Genomic DNA, 21,877 nt, shown 5'->3' with positions numbered 1-21,877 from the left:
GACTATGGGAGCCTTGTCTGGGGAGGCTGTAAGGTCGGACATACGCAACTCGACAGCTAAAAAAAAGATTGTGCCCTATTTGTTCTGTAAGATCTAGGAGCGACGCAGGCTGCGTCGCTCCCGTTGGTTTGGTCGTGCTTAGCTCGCTACCCCCTCACGAACACCCCGTCGTGCTGCCGCAAGTATCGCACTTCATGCACGTCCCATTCCGCACCAGCGTGAAGTTGCCGCACTCTGAGCACATCTCGCCTTCGTAGCCCTTGGCCTTGGCTTCGGCGCGGCGCTCGGCCTTGCTGGGCACCGCCTGCGCGGCGGAGCCCGACTTGCTCCACTGGAGAGCTTCGAGCTTCTCCGTGGGGGAGAGGTCGTGGGCCACTTCCTGCTTCAGCGCGACCGCGCCTTCCAGGACATCGCCGACCCGTGCGCTCGCGCCGTGCCCGGCCAGCGCCGTGACCTTGCTGCCGCCGGTCGGAGCACTGTCGTTGCCCGAGACCACCGCGGCGGAGCCGCTGCGCATCACGAACAGATTGTCGGTGCGGGAACGGGTGAGGCCGCGCGAGACCAGCCTGGTCGCCTGGTGGTTCGGCTCCTCCGGCTCCTTGCCTTCTTCCACACCCTTTCCGAGCGCGTCAAAATTCGACTCGGTCGGGTCGACATGGGCGAGGTCGAAGCGCGACATGTAGCTCACCGCGAGCTCGCGGAAGACGTAGTCGAGGATCGAGGTCGCGTACTTGATGCTGTCGTTGCCCTGCACGGGGCCCGCCGGCTCGAAGCGGGTGAAGGTGAAGGCATCGACATATTCCTCGAGCGGCACGCCGTATTGCAGACCGAGGGAGACCGCGATCGCAAAATTGTTGATGAAGGAGCGCAGCGCTGCGCCTTCCTTGTGCATGTCGATGAAGATCTCGCCGAGACGGCCGTCGTCATACTCGCCGGTGCGCAAGTACACCTTGTGGCCGCCGACGACCGCCTTCTGGGTGTAGCCCTTGCGGCGGTCAGGCATCTTCTCGCGCTCGCGCATCACGATGATGCGCTCGACCAGCTTCTCGACGATCTTCTCCGAGACCTGGGCGGCACGCGCCGCCATCGGCTTCTCGTAGAGAGCCTCGACCGCATCGTCCTCGTCCTCATCATCGCTGATGAGCTGCGAGTTGAGCGGCTGGGACAGCTTCGAGCCGTCGCGATAGAGCGCGTTGGCCTTCAGCGCCAGCTTCCACGACAGCATGTAGGCGGACTTGCAGTCCTCCACCGTGGCGTCGTTCGGCATGTTGATGGTCTTGGAGATCGCACCCGAGATGAAGGGCTGGGCTGCCGCCATCATGCGGATGTGGCTCTCGACCGACAGGTAACGCTTGCCGATCTTGCCGCAGGGGTTGGCGCAATCGAACACGGCGTAATGTTCGGCCTTGAGGTGCGGGGCACCTTCCACCGTCATCGCGCCGCAGATGTGGACGTTGGCCGCCTCGATCTCGCGCTTGGTGAAGCCCACGGCCTGGAGCAGGTCGAAGCCCGGAGCCGCAATGGCTTCGGCACCGATGCCCAACTGGTCGCGAATAAAATCTTCGCCAAAGGTCCACTTGTTGAAGGCGAACTTGATGTCGAAGGCGGTCGGCAGGGCCTTTTCGACCTTGGCGATGGCTTCGTCCGTAAAGCCCTTCGACTTCAGCGTCGAGGCGTTGATGCCGGGGGCGTTGGAGAGCGAGCCGTGGCCGACGGCGTAGGCTTCGATCTCCGCAATCTCGCTCTCGCGATAGCCGAGCGCGCGGAGCGCTGCGGGAACCGCGCGGTTGATGATCTTGAAGTAGCCGCCGCCGGCGAGCTTCTTGAACTTCACCAGCGCGAAGTCGGGCTCGATGCCCGTGGTGTCACAATCCATGACCAGGCCGATCGTGCCGGTCGGCGCGATCACCGTGGTCTGGGCGTTGCGATAGCCGTGCTTCTCGCCGAGCTCGAGCGCCGCATCCCAGGCGGCCTGCGCGTGGGTGACGAGGTCGGCCTGCGGGCAGGAGACGAGGTCCATCGGCACCGGGTTCACCGAGAGCGACTCGTAGCCGTTGGACTGGCCATGGGCGGCGCGGCGGTGGTTGCGGATGACGCGCAGCATGTGCGCGGCGTTCTTCTTGTAGCCGGGGAAGGTGCCGAGCTCGGAGGCCATCTCCGCCGAGGTCTTGTAGGTGATGCCGGTCATGATCGCGGTCAGCGCGCCGGCGATCGCACGGCCTTCCTTGCTGTCATAGGACAGACCCATGGTCATCAAGAGGCCGCCGATGTTGGCGTAGCCGAGGCCGAGCGTGCGGAACTCGTAGGAGAGCTCGGCGATCGCGCGCGACGGGAACTGCGCCATCATCACGGAAATTTCGAGCACGATGGTCCAGAGCTGGCAGAGATGCTCGTAGCCGGCGACGTCGAACTGCCTGGTCTCGGTGTTGTAGAACGTCAGCAGGTTCGCGGAGGCCAGGTTGCACGCGGTGTCGTCCAGGAACATGTATTCCGAGCACGGATTGGACGCGCGGATGTCGCCGGACGCCTTGCAGGTGTGCCAGTCGTTCATGGTGGTGTTGAAGTGCAGGCCCGGGTCGGCCGACGCCCAGGCGGCGTAGCCGATTTTTTCCCAGAGGTCGCGCGCCTTCAGCGTCTTGGTGATCTTCTTCGTCGTGCGTCCCACGAGATTCCAGTCGCCATCGGTCTCGACCGCGCGCAGGAAGTCGTCTTTCAGCGAGACCGAGTTGTTGGAGTTCTGCCCCGAAACGGTGAGGTAGGCTTCCGAATCCCAGTCGGTGTCATAGACGTCGAACTGGATGTCCTTGTAGCCCTGCTTGGCGAACTGGATGACCCGCTTGATGTAGTTGTCGGGCACCAGCGAGCGGCGCGCGAGCTTGATCTCGCGGCGGAGGGCAGGGTTCTTCTCGGGGTCGAAGCAATCGTCGCCCGAGCCTTCGCAGTTGACGCAGGCCTTCAGCACCGCCTTGAGGTGCTTCTGGTTGATCTTGGATCCCGTGACGAGGGCAGCGACCTTCTGCTCCTCCTTCACCTTCCAGTCGATATAGGTCTCGATATCGGGGTGATCGACGTCGACGACGACCATCTTGGCCGCGCGGCGCGTGGTGCCGCCCGACTTGATCGCGCCGGCTGCGCGGTCGCCGATCTTGAGGAAGCTCATCAGGCCGCTTGAGCGGCCGCCGCCGGAGAGGCGTTCGCCTTCGCCGCGCAGACGCGAGAAGTTGGAGCCGGTGCCGGAGCCGTATTTGAACAAGCGGGCTTCGCGGACCCAGAGGTCCATGATGCCGCCCTCGTTGACGAGGTCGTCACCGACGCCCTGGATGAAGCAGGCGTGCGGCTGCGGATGCTCGTAGGAGGATTTTGACCGGGTCAGCTTGCCGGTGAAGGGGTCGACGTAATAATGGCCCTGGCCGGGGCCGTCGATGCCATAGGCCCAGTGAAGCCCGGTGTTGAACCATTGCGGCGAGTTCGGCGCGACCATCTGCATCGCGAGCATGTAGCGAAGCTCGTCGTAAAAGGTCTGCGCGTCCTCGTCGGACGAGAAGTACTTGCCCTTCCAGCCCCAATAGGTCCAGCAGCCGGCGAGACGGTCGAACACCTGCTTTGCCGAGAGCTCGCTGACATAGCGCTCTTTCTCGGGCAGCAGGGCGAGAGCTTCGGTGTCGGGCACGGAGCGCCACAGGAAGGAGGGGACAGATTCTTCCTCGACCTTCTTCAGGCGCGCGGCGACGCCGGCTTTCCGGAAATACTTCTGGGCGAGCACGTCGGAGGCGACCTGCGACCATTCGGTCGGGACCTCGACGCCGTCCAATTTAAACACGACCGAGCCGTCGGGATTCCTGATCTCCGACGTGGTCTGCCGGAATTCGATCCCAGCGTAAGGTGACTGTCCCGTGGTGGTGTGGCGCCGCTCGATCCGCATTGTCTTGCCCCGTCCTATTTTGTGCCGGATCGCCTCCGCAAGGCGACCGGATCGTTATTTCGGTTCGCGAGTCCCGTCGGGCCTGGTGGCTCTAAGGCTTCGCAGTTCAGCCGGTGAGCCCGGCCCTTTTTCTCCCGGCGGTCGATCGGTGCGAGCACCTCTTGACCGGCCGGCATGTCCAGATCCATCCGCCCCCAAGGGGATGAGCCCGACATGCGTTCAACGCCCCACAACGCCACTTCAACCAATTGCCATCCGAACCTGTTGCCGGCCCGTTCTGGCGCCCCGGGAGTCCGCTATCGCGGGCAGACAAGCCCTCGTCCCGCTACCTTTGGCTGGCCGGCGGAGTGGCAATTTGCGAGACCCTTTGGGGGAGTGCCGGCGGGACGCAAACTCACTCGCGCCGAACGGACCGAAAGCTAGGACTCTCCGTTGCGCCCGTCAAGAACTAGTGCGAGTTCCTGAATCAAATACTAAATATGGTGGATTGCGGGGGATAACAGGGGGCATGCCCGCGCCTGTTGTGGAGCCAAGTATCAGTGAGTCCTCAGGGATTCCCAACCGAAAAAATTTGTACCCCGTGGTGTTTCGGGCCCTTCACCCCGCTGTTCACAGGGCAGGTATATTTTTAGGCAACGGGCTTGTGTGGGCGGGACTCACGTAGGGGTACGGAAGGTGAGGGCAGGCATGCCCGCCGAGATGGTGGTGGGGGAGCCGAATCCGCGCCAAGCTGCCCCCGATTTTGCCGGACTGCCCACATGCTTGATTCGACCCGCCCGGTGCTGCGGCCACGCATCGCCCCGGCCGGCCTGATGTTCCTCGCGATCACCTCGATCGGCTGGGGCTTTAATTGGCCGGTCACGAAATTCCTGCTCGCCGAGCTGCCGCCGCTGACCCTTCGCGGGGTGACCGGCGTGCTGGGCGCGATCCTGCTGGCGGCGCTGGCGGTGGTGCGACGGCAGAGCCTCAAGGTGGACCCCGCGATCTGGCCGCGCCTGATCACGGCCGCGATGCTCAATGTCACCGGCTGGATGGTGCTGATGGGCCTGGCGCTGCTCTGGCTGCCGGCGAGCGAGGCGGCGCTGATCGCCTACACCATGCCGGTCTGGGCCTCGATCATCGCCTGGCCGGTGCTGGGCGAGCGGCCGACGCTCTTGCGCACGCTGGGGCTGGTGATGGCCTTTGCGGGGCTTGCCTCGATCATGGGCGGCAACGGCATTGCCGCGAGCGCGGAGAAAGCGCCTGGCATCATCATGGCGCTGTTCGGCGCGCTCGGCTTTGCCGTCGGCACCGTGGTCTCGAAGAAATATCCGATCCACCTGCCGCCGATCACGGCCGCGGCCTGGCAGATCGGGATCGGTTGCCTGCCGATCTCAATCATCGGACTGTGCATCGAGACCACGCATCTAGACTTGGTGACGCCGGTCGGCTGGTGGCTGCTGGTCTATTCGACCGTGGTGCAGTTCTGCATCGCCTATGTCAGCTGGTTCGCAGCGCTGGCGCGGCTGCCGGCCTCGGTCGCCGCGATCGGGACGATGGCGGTGCCGGTGATCGGCGTCGTCGCCTCGGCGCTGGCGCTGCACGAGCCGCTCGGACCGGGGCAGATCGCCGGGCTGGTCTTTACGCTCGCGGCCGTGGTGCTGGCGACGCGCTAGGACGTCCCGCCACCCAGCGCCTTCCTGATCATCTCGGCGAGCTGGTTGCGGCGATACGGCTTGGTCAACAGCAGCACGCCGTCGTCGAGCTTGCCGTGGTGCACGATGGCGTTGTCGGTGTAGCCGGAGGTGTAGAGCACCTTGAGGCCGGGCCGCAGCTTGGCCACTTCGTCGGCGAGCTCGCGTCCGCTCATGCCGCCGGGGATGACGACGTCGGTGAAGAGGAGGTCGAAGGCCTGGCCGGCCTCGATCAATTCCAGCGCGGCGCGGCTGTCGGCGGCGGCGACGGTCTTGTAGCCGAGGCTCTGGAGTTGCGCGGTGACGAAGTTGCGCACCAGCGGATCGTCCTCGACCACGAAAATGGTCTCGGCGCCGCCTTCGGCCTGCGGCGCGAGGTTTGCTGCCACTTCCGTCGCGCCTTCGCCCGGCGGCAGATAGAGCTTGATCGTGGTGCCGTGGCCTTCCTCGCTGTAGATCTTGATGTGGCCGCCGGACTGCTTGACGAAGCCGTAGACCATGGAGAGACCGAGGCCACTGCCTTTGCCGACCTCCTTGGTGGTGAAGAACGGCTCGAACGCCTTCTCCTGGACGTCCAGCGGCATGCCGGTGCCGGTGTCGCTGACCGCGAGCATCACGTAAGGGCCCGGCCGTACCTCCGCATTGGCCCGCGCATAGGCCTCATCCAGCACGACGCGGTGGGTCTCCAGCAGCAGCTTGCCGCCGTTCGGCATGGCGTCGCGGGCGTTGATCGCCATGTTGAGCACGGCATTCGTCAGCGTGGACGGATCGATGTGCGCCGTCATCGGTCCCTGTTCCAGCACGGTTTCGATCTGGATCTGCTCGCCGAGGGTGGGGCGCAGCAGTTTTGCGACATCCGATATCGCCGCGTTGATCTCGACATTGCGCGGCCGGAGCGGCTGCTTGCGCGCAAAGGCGAGCAGGTGCTGGATCAGCTCGGCGCAGCGCTCGGCGGCATCGTCGATCAGCCGCGCCACGCGCTGCAGCTCGGGCTGCTGCTTCAGGCTTGCCACCAGCGTCTCGGTGTTGCCGGAGATGACGGTCAGCATGTTGTTGAAGTCGTGCGCGACGCCGCCGGTCAGCTTGCCGATCGCGTCCAGCTTCTGCGACTGGTGCAGTTGCCGCTCGGTCTCGCGCGAAATGGTCGCATCGTGATAGACCAGCACGGCGCCCGAGACGTCGCCTTGTCCGTCCCGCATCGGCCGCCCGCTGATCATGAGATGGCGCGCCGGGCCGCCGCGATGCGGGCGGACGATCATCTCCATCGCCTCGAACTGCTCGCCGCGCAGCACGCGCGCCGACGGCAGCTCGTCGGGCTTGAGCGGTGTGACGCCGTCGCCGTGATAGACGTCGGACAGCGCGCGCAGATTGCCGAGGTTCATGCCGGTGCGATGCAGTAGCATGCGCTCGGCGGCCGGATTGGACAACAGCACGGTGCCTTCGGCGTCGATGACCAGCACCGCCTCCGCCATGCTGTGGAACGTGCTCTGGAGCACGTTGACCGACAGGCGCAGCTCGTCATGGGCGGTGACGAGATGCTCGGTACGCTCGGCGACCGCGGCCTCGAGTTGATGCTTCTCCGCCGTCGTCTCCAGCAGCGTGCTCTTCAGCGCGACCTGGGTGCGCTGGCTCTCGCGCATCACCATCACCACCAGCAGCAGGATCACCAGCGCGCCGGCGACGTCGATGCCGAGCAGCACGATGCCGGTGCGGCGCGAATCCTGCGAGCGCGCGTTGAGCACCCGTTCTTCCTCAGCGCTCAAATGGTCGAGATTGGCCATCACCGTGTCCATCAGGCCGCGGCCCTCGCTCTTGCCCTGGAGTGCGGCGATGCCGGCCTGGTCGTTTGCAGCGCGCAGGCGCATTGCCTCGGCGGCGACCTCGACCCGGCGCAGCGCCAGCGGCTCGGTGCCCTCCAGCAGCGCGACCTGATCGGGATTGTCGCGCACGCCGCGCTTGAGGTCGGCGAGGGCAGGCGAGATCTGGGCGCGGACCGCCTGGAACTCGTCGTTGAAGCCCTGGCTGCGATAGATCTCGTAGCCGCGCGCAGCGCTCTCGGCGCGGCGCAACAAGACGCGCAGATCGGAGATCTTCTTCTGCACCTGGACGGTGTGATTGACCCAGGCCGTATCCGACCGCGACTTGACGTCGAGGCCGATCGAGGCTGCGGTGATGATCAGGAGGATGGCAAGTCCAGCACCGAGAATGACGCGCTGCGTTGGGATCAAGGGGCTTCTTTCTTGTCCTTCGGCTGTGCGTTCCCGCCCGCATCGGCGAGACATTCCCGGATGGTGGTCAGCAGCGCGTCCGGCGTGAACGGCTTGCGCAGGCAGCGCGCCGCACCGAGCTCCAGTGCCATGCGCAGGAAATCGGGGGTGGGCGAGGCGGACGAGGCGAAGGCATAGCCGGACATCGCGATCAGCGGAATCGCGGGGGCCCGCTCGTGAAAGATGCGGATGGATTCGAAGCCGCGCATATGCGGCATGAAGATATCGACCAGCATCACATCAAACGTCTGCGCTTCCAGCGCAGCCAGCCCTGTTTCACCGCCATCGGCCAGCGTGACGTCGAAGCCCTGACGTTGGAGGAGGACCTCGATGGTCGCGCCGACCATCGGATCGTCGTCTACCACGAGGATGCGCGGCATGACATTTCCCAGCAAATCGAAGTCCCCATACCGGTGATATAGGCGAATCGCGGGATCGGTCAATTTGGGATTGGATCGTGGTAGATATGCACGGCGCGGTGCATAGCGATGCGCGGGTTCCCGCCAAGGAGCAGCCCAACGCCATAGCTGCCTGGCCACTGCATCAATGTCATGAAGCGGGTGAATTTCGTCGGCTTTCGATGAAAGGTTGAACGAACCGGAGCGGCCAGCGAAAGCTGCCGTGGTCCCTCAATCATGGAAGCGGGCGGCCGCCAAAATTCATCCGCCCGCGAGATCGGTCGGCGGAAACATCGCGAACAGACGCGACAATTCGACCTGCGAATGGGTGCCGGTCTTCTCGAAGCAGCGACGCAGATGCGTCTTGATCGTCGCAGGCGTGACGCCGAGCATGGCAGGCATCTGCGCGCCGGCCACGCCGCTCGCCAGCAGAAGCGCGACGCGGGCCTCCGCTGCGGTGAGGCCGTAGGCGGCCCGCATGGCCGCGATCGTCGCGCGCGACTGTGCCGTTGGATCGACGATCACGACCAGCACGCGGGCCTGCATGGCCAGCTCCAGGAACGGAAAGGACGGTCGCGGCAGCGGCACGGCAACCACCAGCAGCGGCGCCACGCCGGAAGGGCGGCTGACGCGCACAGGCTCGGAGAGAAATGTGCCGAGGCCGGAGGCGACGACAAGCGCATCCTTCAGCGCGCGTGACAGCGTATGCCGTTCGCCGGGCAAGGCGGAGACGAGCTGGAGGCTTCCGTCGGCATCGAAGGCGATGCCGTCCGATCCACGCAGCAATTCGTCGGCAGCCCTGTTGGTCTGCGTGATGCGGCCGCGACGATCGAGCAGCACCGCGGCGTTCGGCATCAGATCAAGGACGGCCGACAATTGCCGCTGCCCGTCCGCACGGCTGCCGAGCAGGAGCGAGGCATCGAGGGCCCGGCAGAGATGCGGGCTCAGCCGGTCGAGCAAGCGAACGCGTTGTTCCGCTTGGTCGGTGCCGCGTTCCGAGAGGCAAAATCCAAAACCGCCGACGCTGCCGTGGACGGCGAAGCCCTTGTAGTTGATATCCAGGATGTCCTCATGACCCCAGGGGGCCAGTACGTCGGCATAGAACGCGGTCTTTCGAATCGAACCTGGCTCGACGAGCGAGTTGGCGCTGACCGCCTTGCCGAATGGGACTTTGGTGACCGCGACGGTCCAGGGATTCCACGCGTAATGCTTGCGGAAGATCGCGGACGGCTCCTCCGGCAGGCGGCCGAGAATTTGGGTCGGAGGCAGATTGCTCCCGCGCGGCGGCACATAGGCAAGCATGCCGCCGAGCGCGCCCAGATGATCGGACACGCCGACCAGCACTTCCTCCCAACGCTCGGGAGCGGCGACCGCGCCGTAGATCAGATCGAGCAACTCGGCTTGCAAGGATTGACGCTCCGCAAAAATTGCGCGCTCAATCCAAAGCGTAACCCGGGCAGGTGACAGTTCGTTGCTGAAATTTGCAGCGCGTGTCCGCTTCGCGAGGGAGCGTCCGGTTCCATGACGCGTGTGTGCCGGGTCGTCCATCGCATCGGCGTGGGCGGTCTACTACCAGGAGTAGCGCACGGAGCCCTTGCCCGCGTAGCTGCGTACCGTGTCGGCGAATTCGCCTTCGAACGCGGCGGCGGCGGACCAGCCATTCATCCATCGAATTTCGGCCGATGCGCTGGTCAATGCGGAATCGTGCGGCTGAGCCGCGCCGTTGACGACGAAGCTCGCACCCGGCAGTGCCTGGAACGTCGCGGCAGCCGAGCGGCCGGTGTTGTAATCATGCGCCCAGGCGACCCGTCCGCGCAGTGTCAGCATCGCGTTGGCCAGGGCGTAGGATTTGTCGCCGCGGACGCCAAGCTCGCTGCGCGTGTCGGTGACGCTCTTCGCGCCATAGGCGAGTGCAAAGGCCGGCGTGCCGACCAGGGCGGTTTCGGCATACGCCGGGAGGTCGAACGTCGTGAACTGACCTGCGGCATAGGGGGTGACGCCGAGGCCGCCGAGCCACGGCGTCAGGAAGCGATAGCCGCCTTCGACGCGGCCCGAATAGGCATTCGCGTTCAACGCGGCATGCAAGCGGTCGACGCCGGCGATGGTCACGATGCGATCGGTGGTGATGTCCTGGAAGCCATAGGCCAGCGCCGCGGAAATATAGGCGGGGCCCGATCTGTGGCGTACGAACGCGCCCGCCTGGAACAGGTCGGAGCGGCCATAACCGCTGTTGTCGACGGAAAAACTCGTTCCGCCGCCGGCGAGCGCGAAGCCCGCGACCGTATCGGGCGAGAAGCGATAGTCGGCGCCGACGGCGACGCCGGCCAAGCTGCTCGTCGTGTTGTTGCTCCCGGTTGCGCCGTTGCCATCCGTCGTCTGCGATCCGCCGAAGCCCGCGGTCCACACGCTCCAGCGGGGATCGTAGGCCTGTGCGACCGGCGCCTTCGCGAACATCGCGGCATAGGCGTCCCGTTCTGGCCGCGATGCGCCGCGCCCCGCATCGCCAGCCGCGTAAGAGGACGGACCAGCCGACGTCACCGGTTCGCCGCGTCCGGCAATGAAGGGACCGGTCAGCACGCCCATGAACTGGGTCGTTGCGTTGAACGTCGCCTGCTGGCTGCCGGTGGCGGTCTCGCCCGAGGCCTGGGTCAGGCCGGCTGGGGTCAGCGCACCGTAGACAGCGGGGATGCTGCCATTGGCATTGAAGAAGTTCGTGAGCGCATTGCCCACGTTCTGCTGGTTGGCATTCAGACCGCCGGGGATCGCGTAGCTCAGCGTCAGGTTGAGATAGACGTTGTTGGCATCGTAGCTCAGGCTCGAGCTGAAATTGAGCGGCAGGCCAGTGTTGACGAGCGAGCCGAACGTGCCGCTCACGCCGAGGCTGGCGTTCATGATCGTGTATTGCTTTGCAACGTAGGTTCCCGGCGCGAAGCTGGCCTGCACCGTGGCGCCTCCAAGCGTTGCCGTCCCCAAGACGTTGGTACGATCAGCGCTCGAGGGGGAGACCTCGATCATGTAGGTCGAGGCGGCGGTGAAGGTGAGCCCGTGCCAGACCGTCAACGTGCCGATGCCGTTGCCGGGCGCGAGCGCACCGCCGTTGACGATCACGTGGTTGACCGTGCCGGTGCCGCCCAGCGTGCCACCTGGATTGACCGTGGTGGTGCCGGCGCCGGTGATGTCGCCGTTGACGAGCAGCCTGCCGGCATTAACGTTGATCGCTCCGGTGAAGACGCTCGATCCGGTCACGGTCCAGGTGGAATCGCCGACCTTGTTGAACGTGCCGAAACCGGCATATTGCGCCGGGCCAAGCCGGGACGCGTCGAAGCTTGCGGCGCCGCTGCCGCCAAGCTGGAAGGTGTCGTTGCCGGTGCCGACCGCGTTGCCCGTAATACTCGACCCGGGCGCGAGTGTGAGCGTGTTGCCGCTGCCGCTGAACACGATGGCATCGAAGCTGCTCGTCACGCTGATGGTGCCGGCGTTGAAGACGGACGAGTTGCCGTTGCCGAAGACGATGGCCCTGCTCGCGCCTGTGATTGTACCGGCATTAGAGACCGCGCCGGTGCCGTTGGTATAGATACCATAAAGACCGCCGGTAATGCTGCCGCCGGTATTGTTGGTGACGGTTACGCCGTTGTTGCCTAAGACGCCGACGCCGCCGAACGCCAAGTTGCCTGTAATAGTCCCGGAGTTGTTGACGGACGCGGTATCGAAGCCCGAGATCCCCGAGCCTGGACCGGTGATGCTCGCGCCAGCATAATTGGTGACTGTGACGGTGTTACCGCTAATGCCCCAAGCCGTGAGCCCGGTGATGGTGCCGTAATTTGCAACGCTGGTTGTTCCGGTGCCGCCCCCGATTGCATATTGGCCGCCGGTAATCGTGCCGCTTGCCTGGTTCGTAATGGTCGCGCCAACGTCGACGAGAATCCCTGTCTGGCTGGTGCCGGTGATGGCGCCGAAGTTGGTGAGTGTGGCCGAGTTGAAGTTGATTCCGGTCCGCGAGCCGATCACAGTCGAGCCGACGCCGTTGTTGATGGTTCCCGTCGAAATCAGGATTCCCGTCGGGAATACGCCTCCAGTTCCGCTGACTGTCGCACCGTCGGTGACGTTGACGGTGATGCCGGTTTCGGCACCTACGCCATAGCCGTCGGTGCCGGCGCTTGTTCCCGGCGCGCCCGCGCCCTGGTTGACAGTGGTGCCGGTACAAGTGGCCGTCACATTGTTGGCGGACGCCGGCGAGCAGGCGGCCCATCCCGGTTCGCTCGCCAGCATCGCTGCCGACATCGTCACGGAGCCGGCAATGCTGCCGATGAGGATGCGCCTCAGTTCGGAGCCATGGCCGCCGGAGCTTCGGCGTTTAGGGGGCCTGTGTCCGACGGTACCGACCGATTGCTGCATTGTTATTCCCAGTTCCCTGCACGCAGGCTCAGTTTGTTTCGACTCGTGCCAAGGCGTGTCCGGATGTGAATACCGAACGCGTGGGGTCGTCGCGTCGCCCACCCGGGTGAGGCGACGCGACTTCCGCGGCAACCGTGGCGCGCAGGGCACACTCTCCTTGCGCGCGAGGAGCCGTCGTTCGAAAACCATCAGAAGTTGTCTTCGTGCCGTGGTTGTGGGCACGAGAGCCGCGGCAAAGTGAGAAATCACATCACCTCACGCGCGCCTCACCCAGGCGGATGATGACGCGCGATCTCGCCTTGACGTATTTCCGAACCGTGATCCCGGTCGGGCTGGCCGGAGATCTCGCTCCGGGCCGATGCGTATTGACGTATCGGCTCACGCAGGAGGTCCGAGAATGACCAAACTCGCGCTTCATGGGTTGCGTTCGGCGACGGATGTGCAGGAGCTGAGCGAGGAAGATCGCGCGACATATCGGCGATGGGCGCGCCGTTCATACGTGGCCTATGCGATCGTACTTGCTGTCCTGTTCGTCGGCTTCTGGATTCACGACAGGAGCGTGACGGTGGCGGATCAAAGTCATCCGGTCGGCATCGATGCGGCCAGCGATTTGCCGACGTCGCAAATTCCCGGCGGAAAATCCAAGCGCCGTTATCTTAATTGATCTGCACAGGCGATGGGCATCACGCCCGTGTTGTGGGCGCCCACGCGATCGTGAAGTTGAAAGGAGAGCGAAAGCGGGATCGAAGCGGCTCATCACCCGACTGGGTGAGGCGTCAAGGCGAAAGTCACGATATCATCATGTTACCTCCTGAGATTGCATCAACAACCGGTTGTCGTTGAGCAACTGGGCGAGGACGTGTGATGAATTTCTCCAGCGACAAGATCGAGAAGGTTCTCGACCTGGTTTATGACGCCGCGGCCGACAACGATTTGTGGCCGCAGGTGCTTACGGCGATCGCCGACCTGACGGGCAGCGAGGGCGGCATCATGCATGGCCAATCCTTTTCGGCCGAGCGTGTCTATTTCGATTTCAATGGTCGCCTCAGCGAGGAGTGCAACCGCGCCTATCGGGAACGGCACATGCTGAATCCGTGGTCGCGACACATGATGGGCCAGCCGGTCGGGCGGTTGGTGGTGTCCGACAGCATCATCGAACTGGACGATCTCCGTTCGACGTCATTCTACGACGAGGTGCTGCGGCCGCAGGGCGTGGCGCACAACGGAATGCTGTCGCTGGCCAAACGGGATGACTTCCGCGCCGCCTTCAGCATGTGCCGCACCGCGCAGCGGGGGCCGTTCGGTCCCGATGAGCAGCGGCTTATGGAATGGTTGTCACCGCATCTGTGCCGATCGGTGACGCTTGGATTTCGGATCGACGGCTATTTGGCCATGCAGCAAGCAGCATTCAACGTCCTGGACCGCCTCGCCGACGGCGTCGTCGTCCTCGACCGCAAGGCGCTGGTGCTGTTCGCCAACGCGGCGGCGCGCCGCATGGCAGAGGAGGGATCGCTGCGCCTGCACCAGTCGATGGCGACCTATTCGCCGGTGCATTCGCAGCGCCTCAACGAGCTGATCCGCGCCGCGCTCCAGGGAGGGGCCGGCGGCACCATGAGCCTGCCGCGCAATCCCGACGGCCGGCTCCTGACCATTCTGGTCTCTGCCATCCGCAGCAAGGATCTCGGGCGGCTGTCAGACGCAGGTGTGAAGGACGCGGCGGTGCTGCTGTTCGTGGTCGATCCCGCCAACCGGCGATCGATCCCGCTCGGACAGATCATGGATGCCTATGGGCTCACTCACGCCGAGGCGCGGGTGGCGCTCGCGGCGTCGTCCGGCAACACGGTCCTGGAGACCGCGCAGTCGCTGAAGCTGTCGCCCAACACCATCAAGACGCATCTGCGTCGCGTCTTCGCCAAAACCGCGACCGGCCGCCAGGCCGAGCTCGCCGGGCTGATCACGGCAATCGGAAGCGTGCGGATCGGGGAGACCGATCGCGGATCGTGATGCATCACCCGGCCGGGTGATGACGGCCGATGTGCCGGTCCGTTAAATGTCGCATCAAGGCAAGCCCGATGCTGCCGGATGCAATTGCAATGAGGTCTGCCGTGCGGTGGGTCGAAGTGGCCGGATACATCGCCTCCTCGCTGGTGTTCCTGACCTTCTATATGCGCCGCATGGTCCCGTTGCGGCTGGTCGCGCTGTGCAGCAACGTCGCGTTTCTCACTTACGCCTTCGCGCTTCATCTCGCGCCGATCGCCATCCTTCATGGCGCGCTCATTCCGGTCAACGTCGTCAGGCTGATCGGCGCGTGGCGCGAGGGCACAGACGACCGGCGCAGCGGCGATCCGCGTCCGGACGTGGCCGGTCCGAGCCGCTATCTGCCGCGCCGATCGGAGGTCACCTGATGCGTTTGATATCGCGCGGGGCCGGCCGCCCGACAGGCCTGGATGCATCGTCCGCCATTCGTCCGACGCCGGACGAAGTTGCGGAGTTCGAAAGGCTCGACGCCACCGCACCGCTCGACGAGACGGGGTGTCCGGCCTGGTCGTTCGAGGGCGAGCCGCTGACGGCGTGCGAGCGGCGCTGGCTGGAGCTCTATCGCAAGCTGGAAAATTTCGAGCGGCTCGCCAAAACGTGCGGGCGGGGCCGGTGATTCCCGGCCCCGCCCGTGGATCGCTGCGTCGATCGGTCAGCCCACCTTACGGGCAGGGATGGCGCAGACCGTCATAGCCGAGATAGGTGCCGGAGGCCGGATCGTAGGACCGGTACCTTTGCGCGCAGTAGGCCGACGAGTCGCCGCCACTGTCGGGCACCACGGCAACCGACGGCTCGTCATAGTAGCTGTCGTCGCCATAATAGTAGGGGTCGTTGTAGTACCCGCCACCATAGTAGGCGTAGGAGCCGAGGCCACCGATCGCAGCACCCGCCGCGACGCCGGGCCAGAAGCCGCCACCGTGACGACGCCAGCCGCCACCGTGCCAGTTTCCGCCGCCGCCGTTCCAGTGATTGCCGGCTGCCGCGAAGTTACGGCCACCGCCGCCAAAGTTCGCTCCGCCGCTCGGGCGGACTGCCGCGCCGGCGGCGAAATTGGCGCCACCGCCACCGCCACCGATCCGCGGGCCGCCACCAAAGCTGCCGCCGCCCATGCGCGGGCCGCCGCCACCGCCGAAATGAGCACCGCCACCGCCGAAGTGCGCGCCGCCGCCACCACCACCAAAATGGGCGCCGCCACCACCGCCGCCGTGTCCACCACGGCCCTGCGCGAAGCTCGGCGTCGCCAGCGGAAGAATCAGTGCCAATGCTGCAGCGGCGCTGAAAATTCTCAGATTGTTCATGTTCAAACTCCTTTTCCCGGAAGCAAACCCCTTGAAAGGGCCGCGGTTCCTGGGTTCACGCGGCTGTGCGCGCGTGAGCGGAGATTTCCACGCGGTGGCTGTACCCGGCATGAACGGATCGCGCCCGATTTGCGGCGCTGTCTGCGACGGAGCACACATTTGCGTGGGGTACGGCCGCGCCCGCCGAACTGGACATTTCGCCGCCCGGATGGCATCAGGACCCGACGAAGCAGGGCCCTTGCCGCATGAAACAGTTCTTTCTGAAGTTCTTCACCTGGTGGAGTGGCCAGACGTTTGGCACCCAGCTCTGGACCAAGCGCTACGGCGAGCTGGTCGGCCAAGACGAGCAGGGCAACCGCTACTATCGCACCCGCGGCGGGGCGATCGATCCGACGCTCGGCTTTGAGCGGCGCTGGGTGATCTATAACGGCTATGCCGAGGCGAGCCGCATACCGACGGGTTGGCACGGCTGGATGCATCATGTGGTCGATGTGCCGCCGACGGAAGAGAACTACCAGCCGCGCGAATGGCAGAAGCCGCACCAGCCGAACCCGACCGGCACGCCCAACGCCTACCGCCCCTCGGGCTCGACGCTGGCCAGCGGCAAGCGCCCCAAGGCGACCGGCGACTACCAGCCCTGGACGCCTGGCTAGCCGACCGCGCTTCTTCTTCCTTCGACTGGATGCATCCGCATCCGCCTCACGCCGCTGTGGACAACGGGATCAGCGGGGATGACGCTTGCGCGGGCGTTGCGCCGGCGCGGGCGATGCGGCTCTATGGTCACATCTTACGGAGATGGGAGACCATCGCGTTCGGTTCGGGCAACAGTTCGCGACTGTCCCGAAATGCAGCGGCCGCCGACCAGGACTCGATCGGGAGATAGGCCCCCGGTCTGGAAGCTCCGAAATCGCCCGATGAAATGTGCAGCCGCCGTAAGACAGGAAAGGCCGCTTGGGAAACCGGGCGGCCTTTTTCTTTGATCTGTCGCTCTGCTCCGCCTCAGAGATAGAGGTGGAGCGGCGGTGAGTTGCCGAGCGGCATCATCTCGTAGGGCGGCTTCCATCCCGGTAGTGCGGCGACGCGCCGGCGCCAGGCATCGATGGCCGGGAACGCCGTGGCAAGATTGAAACCCGTCTCTTCGGCTGGATAGTAGAGATAGCCGAGCATCGAGAAATCCACGATCGTCGGCCGGTCCCCCAGCATGAAGCGGCGGTTGGCGAGGTGCCTGTCGACGATCGCGAAGGCGCTTTCGGTCCGCGCGCGCAGATAAGCGAGCACAGCTGGATGGGCGGGCTCCGGCATGAAGCAACGCTGAAACCGGTGCTGCGCAAAATTCCCCGTGAATTTGTGGTTGTCGAACAGCAGCCACCGCCGCGTCTCGAATATCTCCCCGCGGGTCGGGCCGAACATACCGTGGGTTTCGGCGAGCCACAGCAGGATCGCACCGGATTGACTCATCTGCCGGCCATCGGCCTCGAGCACGGGCACTTCGCCCATGACATTGGTCGCGGCCCGCCAGTCAGGGGTGCGGGTCTCACCGCCGGCGAAGTCGACGCCGACCGGCTCCCAGTCGAGCCCGGCGCAGTTGAGGAATAGGGCGACCTTGAACGAATTGCCCGAAGCTCCGACGCAGTGCAGCCGGTATCGCGCCATGGTCAGGTCCTCCCGTGCGCACGCGACTGGCAATCATCCGTCGATGTTAGTCGCGATCCGGATTGTCGCGACAGGCTCCTGACAGCGTCATGTCAGCAGTGCAGCGCCAGGACACGAGTGCCGCGTCCGGGACACGGGCGGGAGCGAATGCCGCTGCTCCACACTCCGTCATTGCAAGCGCAGCGAAGCAATCCAGAGTCTTTCCGCGGTGACAGTCTGGATTGCTTCGCTGCGCTCGCAATGACGGTGTTGATGCAACTGTGCGCCAAACTTCTGTCGCGTGCCGCGGACGCTGCGCAGCACGATGTGGTGCGCTGCAGAGTCGGGGCCCATGCAGCAGCGATGCGTGTGGCTTCCTGGGTCCCGGCTCTGCGCAGCAGCGTTGCACGCCGCATCGCGTCCGGGACACGAGAGGGGAGGCTAGTTCACCCGCTCGGCCGCGCGCTTCACTGCCTCGAGCCGCCGCGCCTGATTTGCTGCGCCACGTTCTCTCAGCAAGGCCAGCACTTCGGCCGGCGCGGTGTCGGGCGAGCCCGCGTTGAACGGGGGGGCGGGGTTGTACTCCATCTGGAGCTGGATCGCTTCCGCCGTGGTGCGGTCGCGCAGGATCGACACCAGGGTCAGCGCGAAGTCGATGCCTGCGGTGACGCCGCCGCCGGTGATGCGGTTGCGGTCGACGCAGACGCGGGTCTTGGTCGGCGTCGCGCCGAACTGGCCGAGCATCTCCATCGCGCTCCAATGGGTGGCGGCGCGATAGCCTTTCAACAGGCCGGCGGCGCCGAGCGCCAGCGACCCCGTGCAGACCGAGGTGACGTATTTGGCGCCTTCGGCCTGCTTGCGCAGGAAATCAAGCACCTCCTCGTCGTTGAGCAGGTCGTTGGTGCCGCCGCCACCGGGCACGCAGATCACGTCGAGCTGCGGGCAGTCGGCAAACGTCGTGGTCGGCGTCAGTGCCATCACGGAATCGCTCGGTACCGGTTCGATCCGCTTCCAGATCAGGTGCAGTTTTGCGTCGGGAAGCATCGAGAACACCTGCAACGGGCCGGTGAAGTCGAGCTGGGTGACGCGGGGAAACACCAAAAGTCCGATCTGGAGCGGCGCCGGCATGAGAACCTCCAATGAAGAGCTTGACGCCGACAAACTGGCATGATGCCCTTCTGTCCAAAATGGCGTAATTCCCTCACTTTCGGACATCTCATGAGGACGTGACCCATGATCGGCATTCTGATCTTCCCGGATTTCCAGCTGCTCGACGCGGCCGGTCCAATCTCGGTGTTCGAGATCGCGGCACGTGCCGGCGACAGGCCGCTTGCGCTCCGGGTGCTGGCGGCGAAGGCGGGGCTGGTGCGGAGCTCGTCGGGCGTCGAGATGATGGCGCGTGATTTCAAATCGGTGAATGCGCTGACGACGCTGGTCATCGCCGGCGGTGCCGGCGTTGCCGACGCCGCGCGCTGCGAGGTCACGCGCGCCTTCGTGCAGCGGCTGGCGAAGCGCGGCGTGCGGGTCGCGAGCGTCTGCTCGGGCGCCTATGTGCTCGCCGAAGCAGGATTGCTCGACGGCCGCCGCGCCACCACGCATTGGGGGCGGACGCGGGAGTTTGTCGCGCGCTATCCCAAGGTGAAGTTCGAGCCGGACCAGATTTTTACCCGGGACGGCAATGTCTGGACCTCCGCGGGCATCACGGCGGGCATCGACCTCGCGCTGGCGATGGTCACCGAGGACCATGGCGAGGAGATCGCGCAACAGACGGCGCGCCAGCTCGTGCTCTACCACCGCCGCAGCGGCGGCCAGTCGCAATTTTCTTCGCTGCTCGAATTGAAGACGCCGAACGGTCGCTTCGGCGCGCTGCTGTCCTGGGCGCGCGAAAATCTCGACGCACCGCTGACGGTGGAGGATCTCGCCGATCGCGCGGGCATGAGCGCGCGGCATTTTGCCCGCGCCTTCGCCGCCGAGACCGGGACGACGCCGTCCAAGGCGATCGAGCGGCTGCGGCTCGAGGTCGCGCGCGAGCGCGTGCAGTCCTCGCGCGAGGCGATCGAGCTCGTCGCGGAAACGACCGGATTCCGCGATCCCGAACGGATGCGGCGCGCCTTCATCCGCGCCTTCGGCCAGCCCCCGCAGGCGCTGCGGCGCGCGGCGCGGGCGGGCTAGGTCGGTTCGGCGACCGTGCTGGCTTGCGCGCGCGCCGTCAATCGCCGTGCGATCGGCGTCAACAGATACGGCGCAAGATGAATCGGAAACTGCGTGACGGCAAAGTAGAGCCATGTCGTCGGCGGCAGCGCGCCGGCGGTCGCGGCCAGCATCAGGCCGAGATTGCGCTGTGATACCATCAGCCCGACCGCGAAGGCGCGCTCGTAACCGGCGCGGCGGAAGATCAGCGTCGTCACAGTGAGCAGGGTGAAATAGACCGCGAAGGCGAGCAGCACGACGCCGATCGTGAAAACGGGATCGGCGACGAAGTCGTGCGCGACGTCGCCCATCACGGCGGAGGCGAACACCAGCAGGATGAGGATGGTGAAGCCGTCGATCGGGCGCTTGTGGCGCTGGATCGCTTCCGCGCCGAAGATCCAGCGGATCGCGGTTGCGCCAATCAGCGAGACCGCGAGGATGGCGAGCAGCTTTGCGCCGAGCGCGAGCGGCGAGATGCCGAGCATGCCGCCGAGAAACAGGCTTGCGAACAGCGAGGCCGTGAAGGGCACCAGCGCAGTTGCGGTCACCAGCGTGACCAGCGGCAGCGTGGCATCGAGGCCGATCAGTGCTGCGAGCGCAGGGGCGGCCATCATCGGCGAGGCCATGCCCTGGAGCATCAATGCGAGGAAGAGGCCGGGCGAGCTTTTGTCGAGCCCGGTTGCATGGGCGAGCAGCCCGACGATCAGCGGCACGGCGATCGTGGTCCAGACCGTTGCGCTGGCGATCAGCGCGGGACGGCGGAGGTGGCCAAGAAGCGCGACGAGATCGACCCGCATGAAGGAGATGCAGAGCAGGCCAAGGATCGCCTCGGTGACGTAGGGGCGCAGCAGCGCGCCGAGCGGCGGCACTGCAACCGCGATGAACGCGATCGCCGCCACCGCGCGCGTGCCCTGGCCGCCGAGCCATGTGAGGGCGCGCAGGGGAAGGGTGAGGAGGATTTTGAGGATGGAAGGCATCTTGATCGGCGTGGTCGGGCTACTGGACTAACCCAATCCCTTCAACCACGCGCCGATCTCGCCCACGGCGACATTGGCCTGTTGCAACAGCTTGCCCATGGTGAAGAAGCCGTGGAACTGGCCGGGATAGTGCTTGGTAGCCACGCTCACGCCGGCCTGCTTCAGGCGCGCGGCATATTCATCGCCTTCGTCGCGCAGGGGATCGGCGCCGGCGGTGAGCACATAGGCCGGCGGCAGGCCGGCCAGGCTTTTCGCGCGCGCCGGCGAGGCGCGCCAGTCGTGGATGTCGGCGGCGCCGTTGAGGTAATGATCGCGGAACCAGGGGATCACCGAATGTGTCAGCAGCACGCTGGTCTCGGGCTCGCTGTGCGAGCCGTGCGTCGTGGCGAAATCGGTCGCGGGGTAGATCAGCACCTGGCCGGAGATCGCGGGGCCGCCAGCGTTGCGCGCGGCGAGCGCGACGACGGCCGCGAGATTGCCGCCGGCGCTGTCGCCGCCGATCGAGAGGCGCGAGGCGTCGATGCCGAGCTCGCGGGCGTTCGCAGCGATCCATTGGGTCGCGGCAATCGCATCATCGACTGCGGCGGGAAACTTGTGCTCGGGGGCGAGGCGATAATCGACCGAGATCACGATCAGCGCGCCCTCGACCGCGAGCTGGCGGCAGACCACATCATGGGAATCGAGATCACCGATGACCCAGCCGCCGCCATGGAAGAACACCAGTGCCGGCGACAGGCCGTCGTGCCGGCGCGGCTCCTTCGGAACGTAGATGCGCGCTGGGATCGCTCCATGCGGCGCCGGGATCGCCAGCGGCGCGACGCGTGCCAGTTCCGGCGGCTCGGGGTTGGTCACAAAGCGCGCCTGCGCGTAATAGGCGCGCGCTTCCGGCGCGGTCAGGGTCTCGTAAGCAGGGCGACCGGCCTCCTGAAAGGCCTTGTAGACGGCGGCAGCGTCGGGATCGAGCACAACGGGCATGGGAAGCGACCTCTGGGTTTCCAGTTATCGTTGGACGTCGTTTGCGGGGGCGGCACCGGCTTGACCCGGGGAAGGGGCTTCCGACTATCCCATCAGGGGGCCAATCTGGCCAG

General features: G+C 65.5%; 17 protein-coding genes. 7 read left to right on the top strand and 10 right to left on the bottom strand.

Going from position 1 to position 21,877, the window contains the following annotated elements; all coding sequences use genetic code 11:
* Nucleotides 1–154: 154 nt before the first annotated feature.
* On the bottom strand, nt 155–3,922 hold the full coding sequence (locus tag B5V03_RS25390; protein WP_129273114.1) for a vitamin B12-dependent ribonucleotide reductase: 3,768 nt from the start codon (nt 3,920–3,922) through the stop codon (nt 155–157).
* 758 nt (nt 3,923–4,680) lie between these two features.
* Between B5V03_RS25390 and B5V03_RS25385 the strand changes: the two genes are divergently transcribed.
* Nucleotides 4,681–5,577, top strand: coding sequence for a DMT family transporter (locus tag B5V03_RS25385; RefSeq protein WP_129273113.1), 897 nt, complete (start codon nt 4,681–4,683; stop codon nt 5,575–5,577).
* Here the strand turns inward: B5V03_RS25385 and B5V03_RS25380 are convergent.
* The 4 genes from B5V03_RS25380 to B5V03_RS25365 form a co-directional block, all read right to left on the bottom strand.
* Nucleotides 5,574–7,823, bottom strand: a complete 2,250-nt coding sequence (locus B5V03_RS25380; RefSeq protein ID WP_129273112.1) for a CHASE3 domain-containing protein — start codon at nt 7,821–7,823, stop codon at nt 5,574–5,576. The genes B5V03_RS25385 and B5V03_RS25380 overlap by 4 nt on opposite strands.
* On the bottom strand, nt 7,820–8,242 hold the full coding sequence (locus tag B5V03_RS25375) for a response regulator (RefSeq protein ID WP_129273111.1): 423 nt from the start codon (nt 8,240–8,242) through the stop codon (nt 7,820–7,822). The genes B5V03_RS25380 and B5V03_RS25375 overlap by 4 nt, the downstream gene beginning before the upstream one ends.
* A 279-nt stretch (nt 8,243–8,521) precedes the next feature.
* Nucleotides 8,522–9,667, bottom strand: a complete 1,146-nt coding sequence (locus B5V03_RS25370; RefSeq protein WP_164988274.1) for a helix-turn-helix transcriptional regulator — start codon at nt 9,665–9,667, stop codon at nt 8,522–8,524.
* Between the two features lie 162 nt (nt 9,668–9,829).
* On the bottom strand, nt 9,830–12,655 hold the full coding sequence (locus B5V03_RS25365) for an autotransporter outer membrane beta-barrel domain-containing protein (RefSeq protein ID WP_245502341.1): 2,826 nt from the start codon (nt 12,653–12,655) through the stop codon (nt 9,830–9,832).
* Between the two features lie 397 nt (nt 12,656–13,052).
* Here B5V03_RS25365 and B5V03_RS25360 point away from each other — a divergent pair, with 397 nt between their 5' ends.
* The 4 genes from B5V03_RS25360 (at nt 13,053) to B5V03_RS25345 (ending at nt 15,308) form a co-directional block, all read left to right on the top strand.
* Nucleotides 13,053–13,319, top strand: a complete 267-nt coding sequence (locus B5V03_RS25360) for a hypothetical protein (protein WP_129273108.1) — start codon at nt 13,053–13,055, stop codon at nt 13,317–13,319.
* Nucleotides 13,320–13,519: 200 nt separating this feature from the next.
* The gene (locus B5V03_RS25355; protein WP_129273107.1) at nt 13,520–14,659 is read left to right on the top strand and encodes a helix-turn-helix transcriptional regulator; all 1,140 of its coding nucleotides are present in this window, start codon (nt 13,520–13,522) and stop codon (nt 14,657–14,659) included.
* 101 nt (nt 14,660–14,760) lie between these two features.
* Nucleotides 14,761–15,060: a hypothetical protein gene (locus B5V03_RS25350; RefSeq protein WP_206736192.1), complete on the top strand. Its 300-nt coding sequence runs from the start codon at nt 14,761–14,763 to the stop codon at nt 15,058–15,060.
* Nucleotides 15,060–15,308: a hypothetical protein gene (locus B5V03_RS25345; RefSeq protein ID WP_129273106.1), complete on the top strand. Its 249-nt coding sequence runs from the start codon at nt 15,060–15,062 to the stop codon at nt 15,306–15,308. Before B5V03_RS25350 ends, B5V03_RS25345 begins: the two co-directional genes overlap by 1 nt.
* Nucleotides 15,309–15,354: 46 nt before the next feature.
* Here the strand turns inward: B5V03_RS25345 and B5V03_RS25340 are convergent, their stop codons facing one another.
* Complete coding sequence (locus B5V03_RS25340) at nt 15,355–15,990, bottom strand: BA14K family protein (RefSeq protein ID WP_129273105.1); 636 nt, start codon at nt 15,988–15,990, stop codon at nt 15,355–15,357.
* A gap of 245 nt (nt 15,991–16,235) precedes the next feature.
* On the opposite strand from B5V03_RS25340, the gene B5V03_RS25335 reads away from it, so the two are divergent.
* Nucleotides 16,236–16,643: an NADH:ubiquinone oxidoreductase subunit NDUFA12 gene (locus B5V03_RS25335; protein ID WP_028148726.1), complete on the top strand. Its 408-nt coding sequence runs from the start codon at nt 16,236–16,238 to the stop codon at nt 16,641–16,643.
* 346 nt (nt 16,644–16,989) lie between these two features.
* On the opposite strand, the gene B5V03_RS25330 is transcribed toward B5V03_RS25335, so the two are convergent.
* Together B5V03_RS25330 and B5V03_RS25320 are read right to left on the bottom strand one after the other, a co-directional pair.
* Entirely contained in the window at nt 16,990–17,643 is a 654-nt protein-coding gene (locus B5V03_RS25330) for a glutathione S-transferase family protein (RefSeq protein WP_129273104.1), read from the bottom strand.
* A 420-nt stretch (nt 17,644–18,063) separates the two neighbouring features.
* Nucleotides 18,064–18,750 carry a DJ-1/PfpI family protein gene (locus B5V03_RS25320; RefSeq protein ID WP_129273102.1) on the bottom strand — a complete coding sequence of 229 codons (687 nt, stop codon included), beginning with the start codon at nt 18,748–18,750 and terminating at the stop codon, nt 18,064–18,066.
* A 105-nt stretch (nt 18,751–18,855) separates the two neighbouring features.
* Between B5V03_RS25320 and B5V03_RS25315 the strand changes: the two genes are divergently transcribed.
* The gene (locus B5V03_RS25315) at nt 18,856–19,794 is read left to right on the top strand and encodes a GlxA family transcriptional regulator (protein ID WP_129273101.1); all 939 of its coding nucleotides are present in this window, start codon (nt 18,856–18,858) and stop codon (nt 19,792–19,794) included.
* On the opposite strand, the gene B5V03_RS25310 is transcribed toward B5V03_RS25315, so the two are convergent.
* On the bottom strand, nt 19,791–20,789 hold the full coding sequence (locus tag B5V03_RS25310) for a Na+-dependent transporter (RefSeq protein ID WP_129273100.1): 999 nt from the start codon (nt 20,787–20,789) through the stop codon (nt 19,791–19,793). The two genes, B5V03_RS25315 and B5V03_RS25310, sit on opposite strands and share 4 nt — an antisense overlap.
* Nucleotides 20,790–20,816: 27 nt before the next feature.
* The gene (locus B5V03_RS25305; protein WP_129273099.1) at nt 20,817–21,764 is read right to left on the bottom strand and encodes an alpha/beta hydrolase; all 948 of its coding nucleotides are present in this window, start codon (nt 21,762–21,764) and stop codon (nt 20,817–20,819) included.
* Nucleotides 21,765–21,877: the final 113 nt, after the last annotated feature.

The organism is Bradyrhizobium betae (assembly GCF_004123905.1).
GTDB classification, from domain to species: domain Bacteria; phylum Pseudomonadota; class Alphaproteobacteria; order Rhizobiales; family Xanthobacteraceae; genus Bradyrhizobium; species Bradyrhizobium betae_A.
This window is presented reverse-complemented; position numbering and strand designations above follow the sequence as displayed.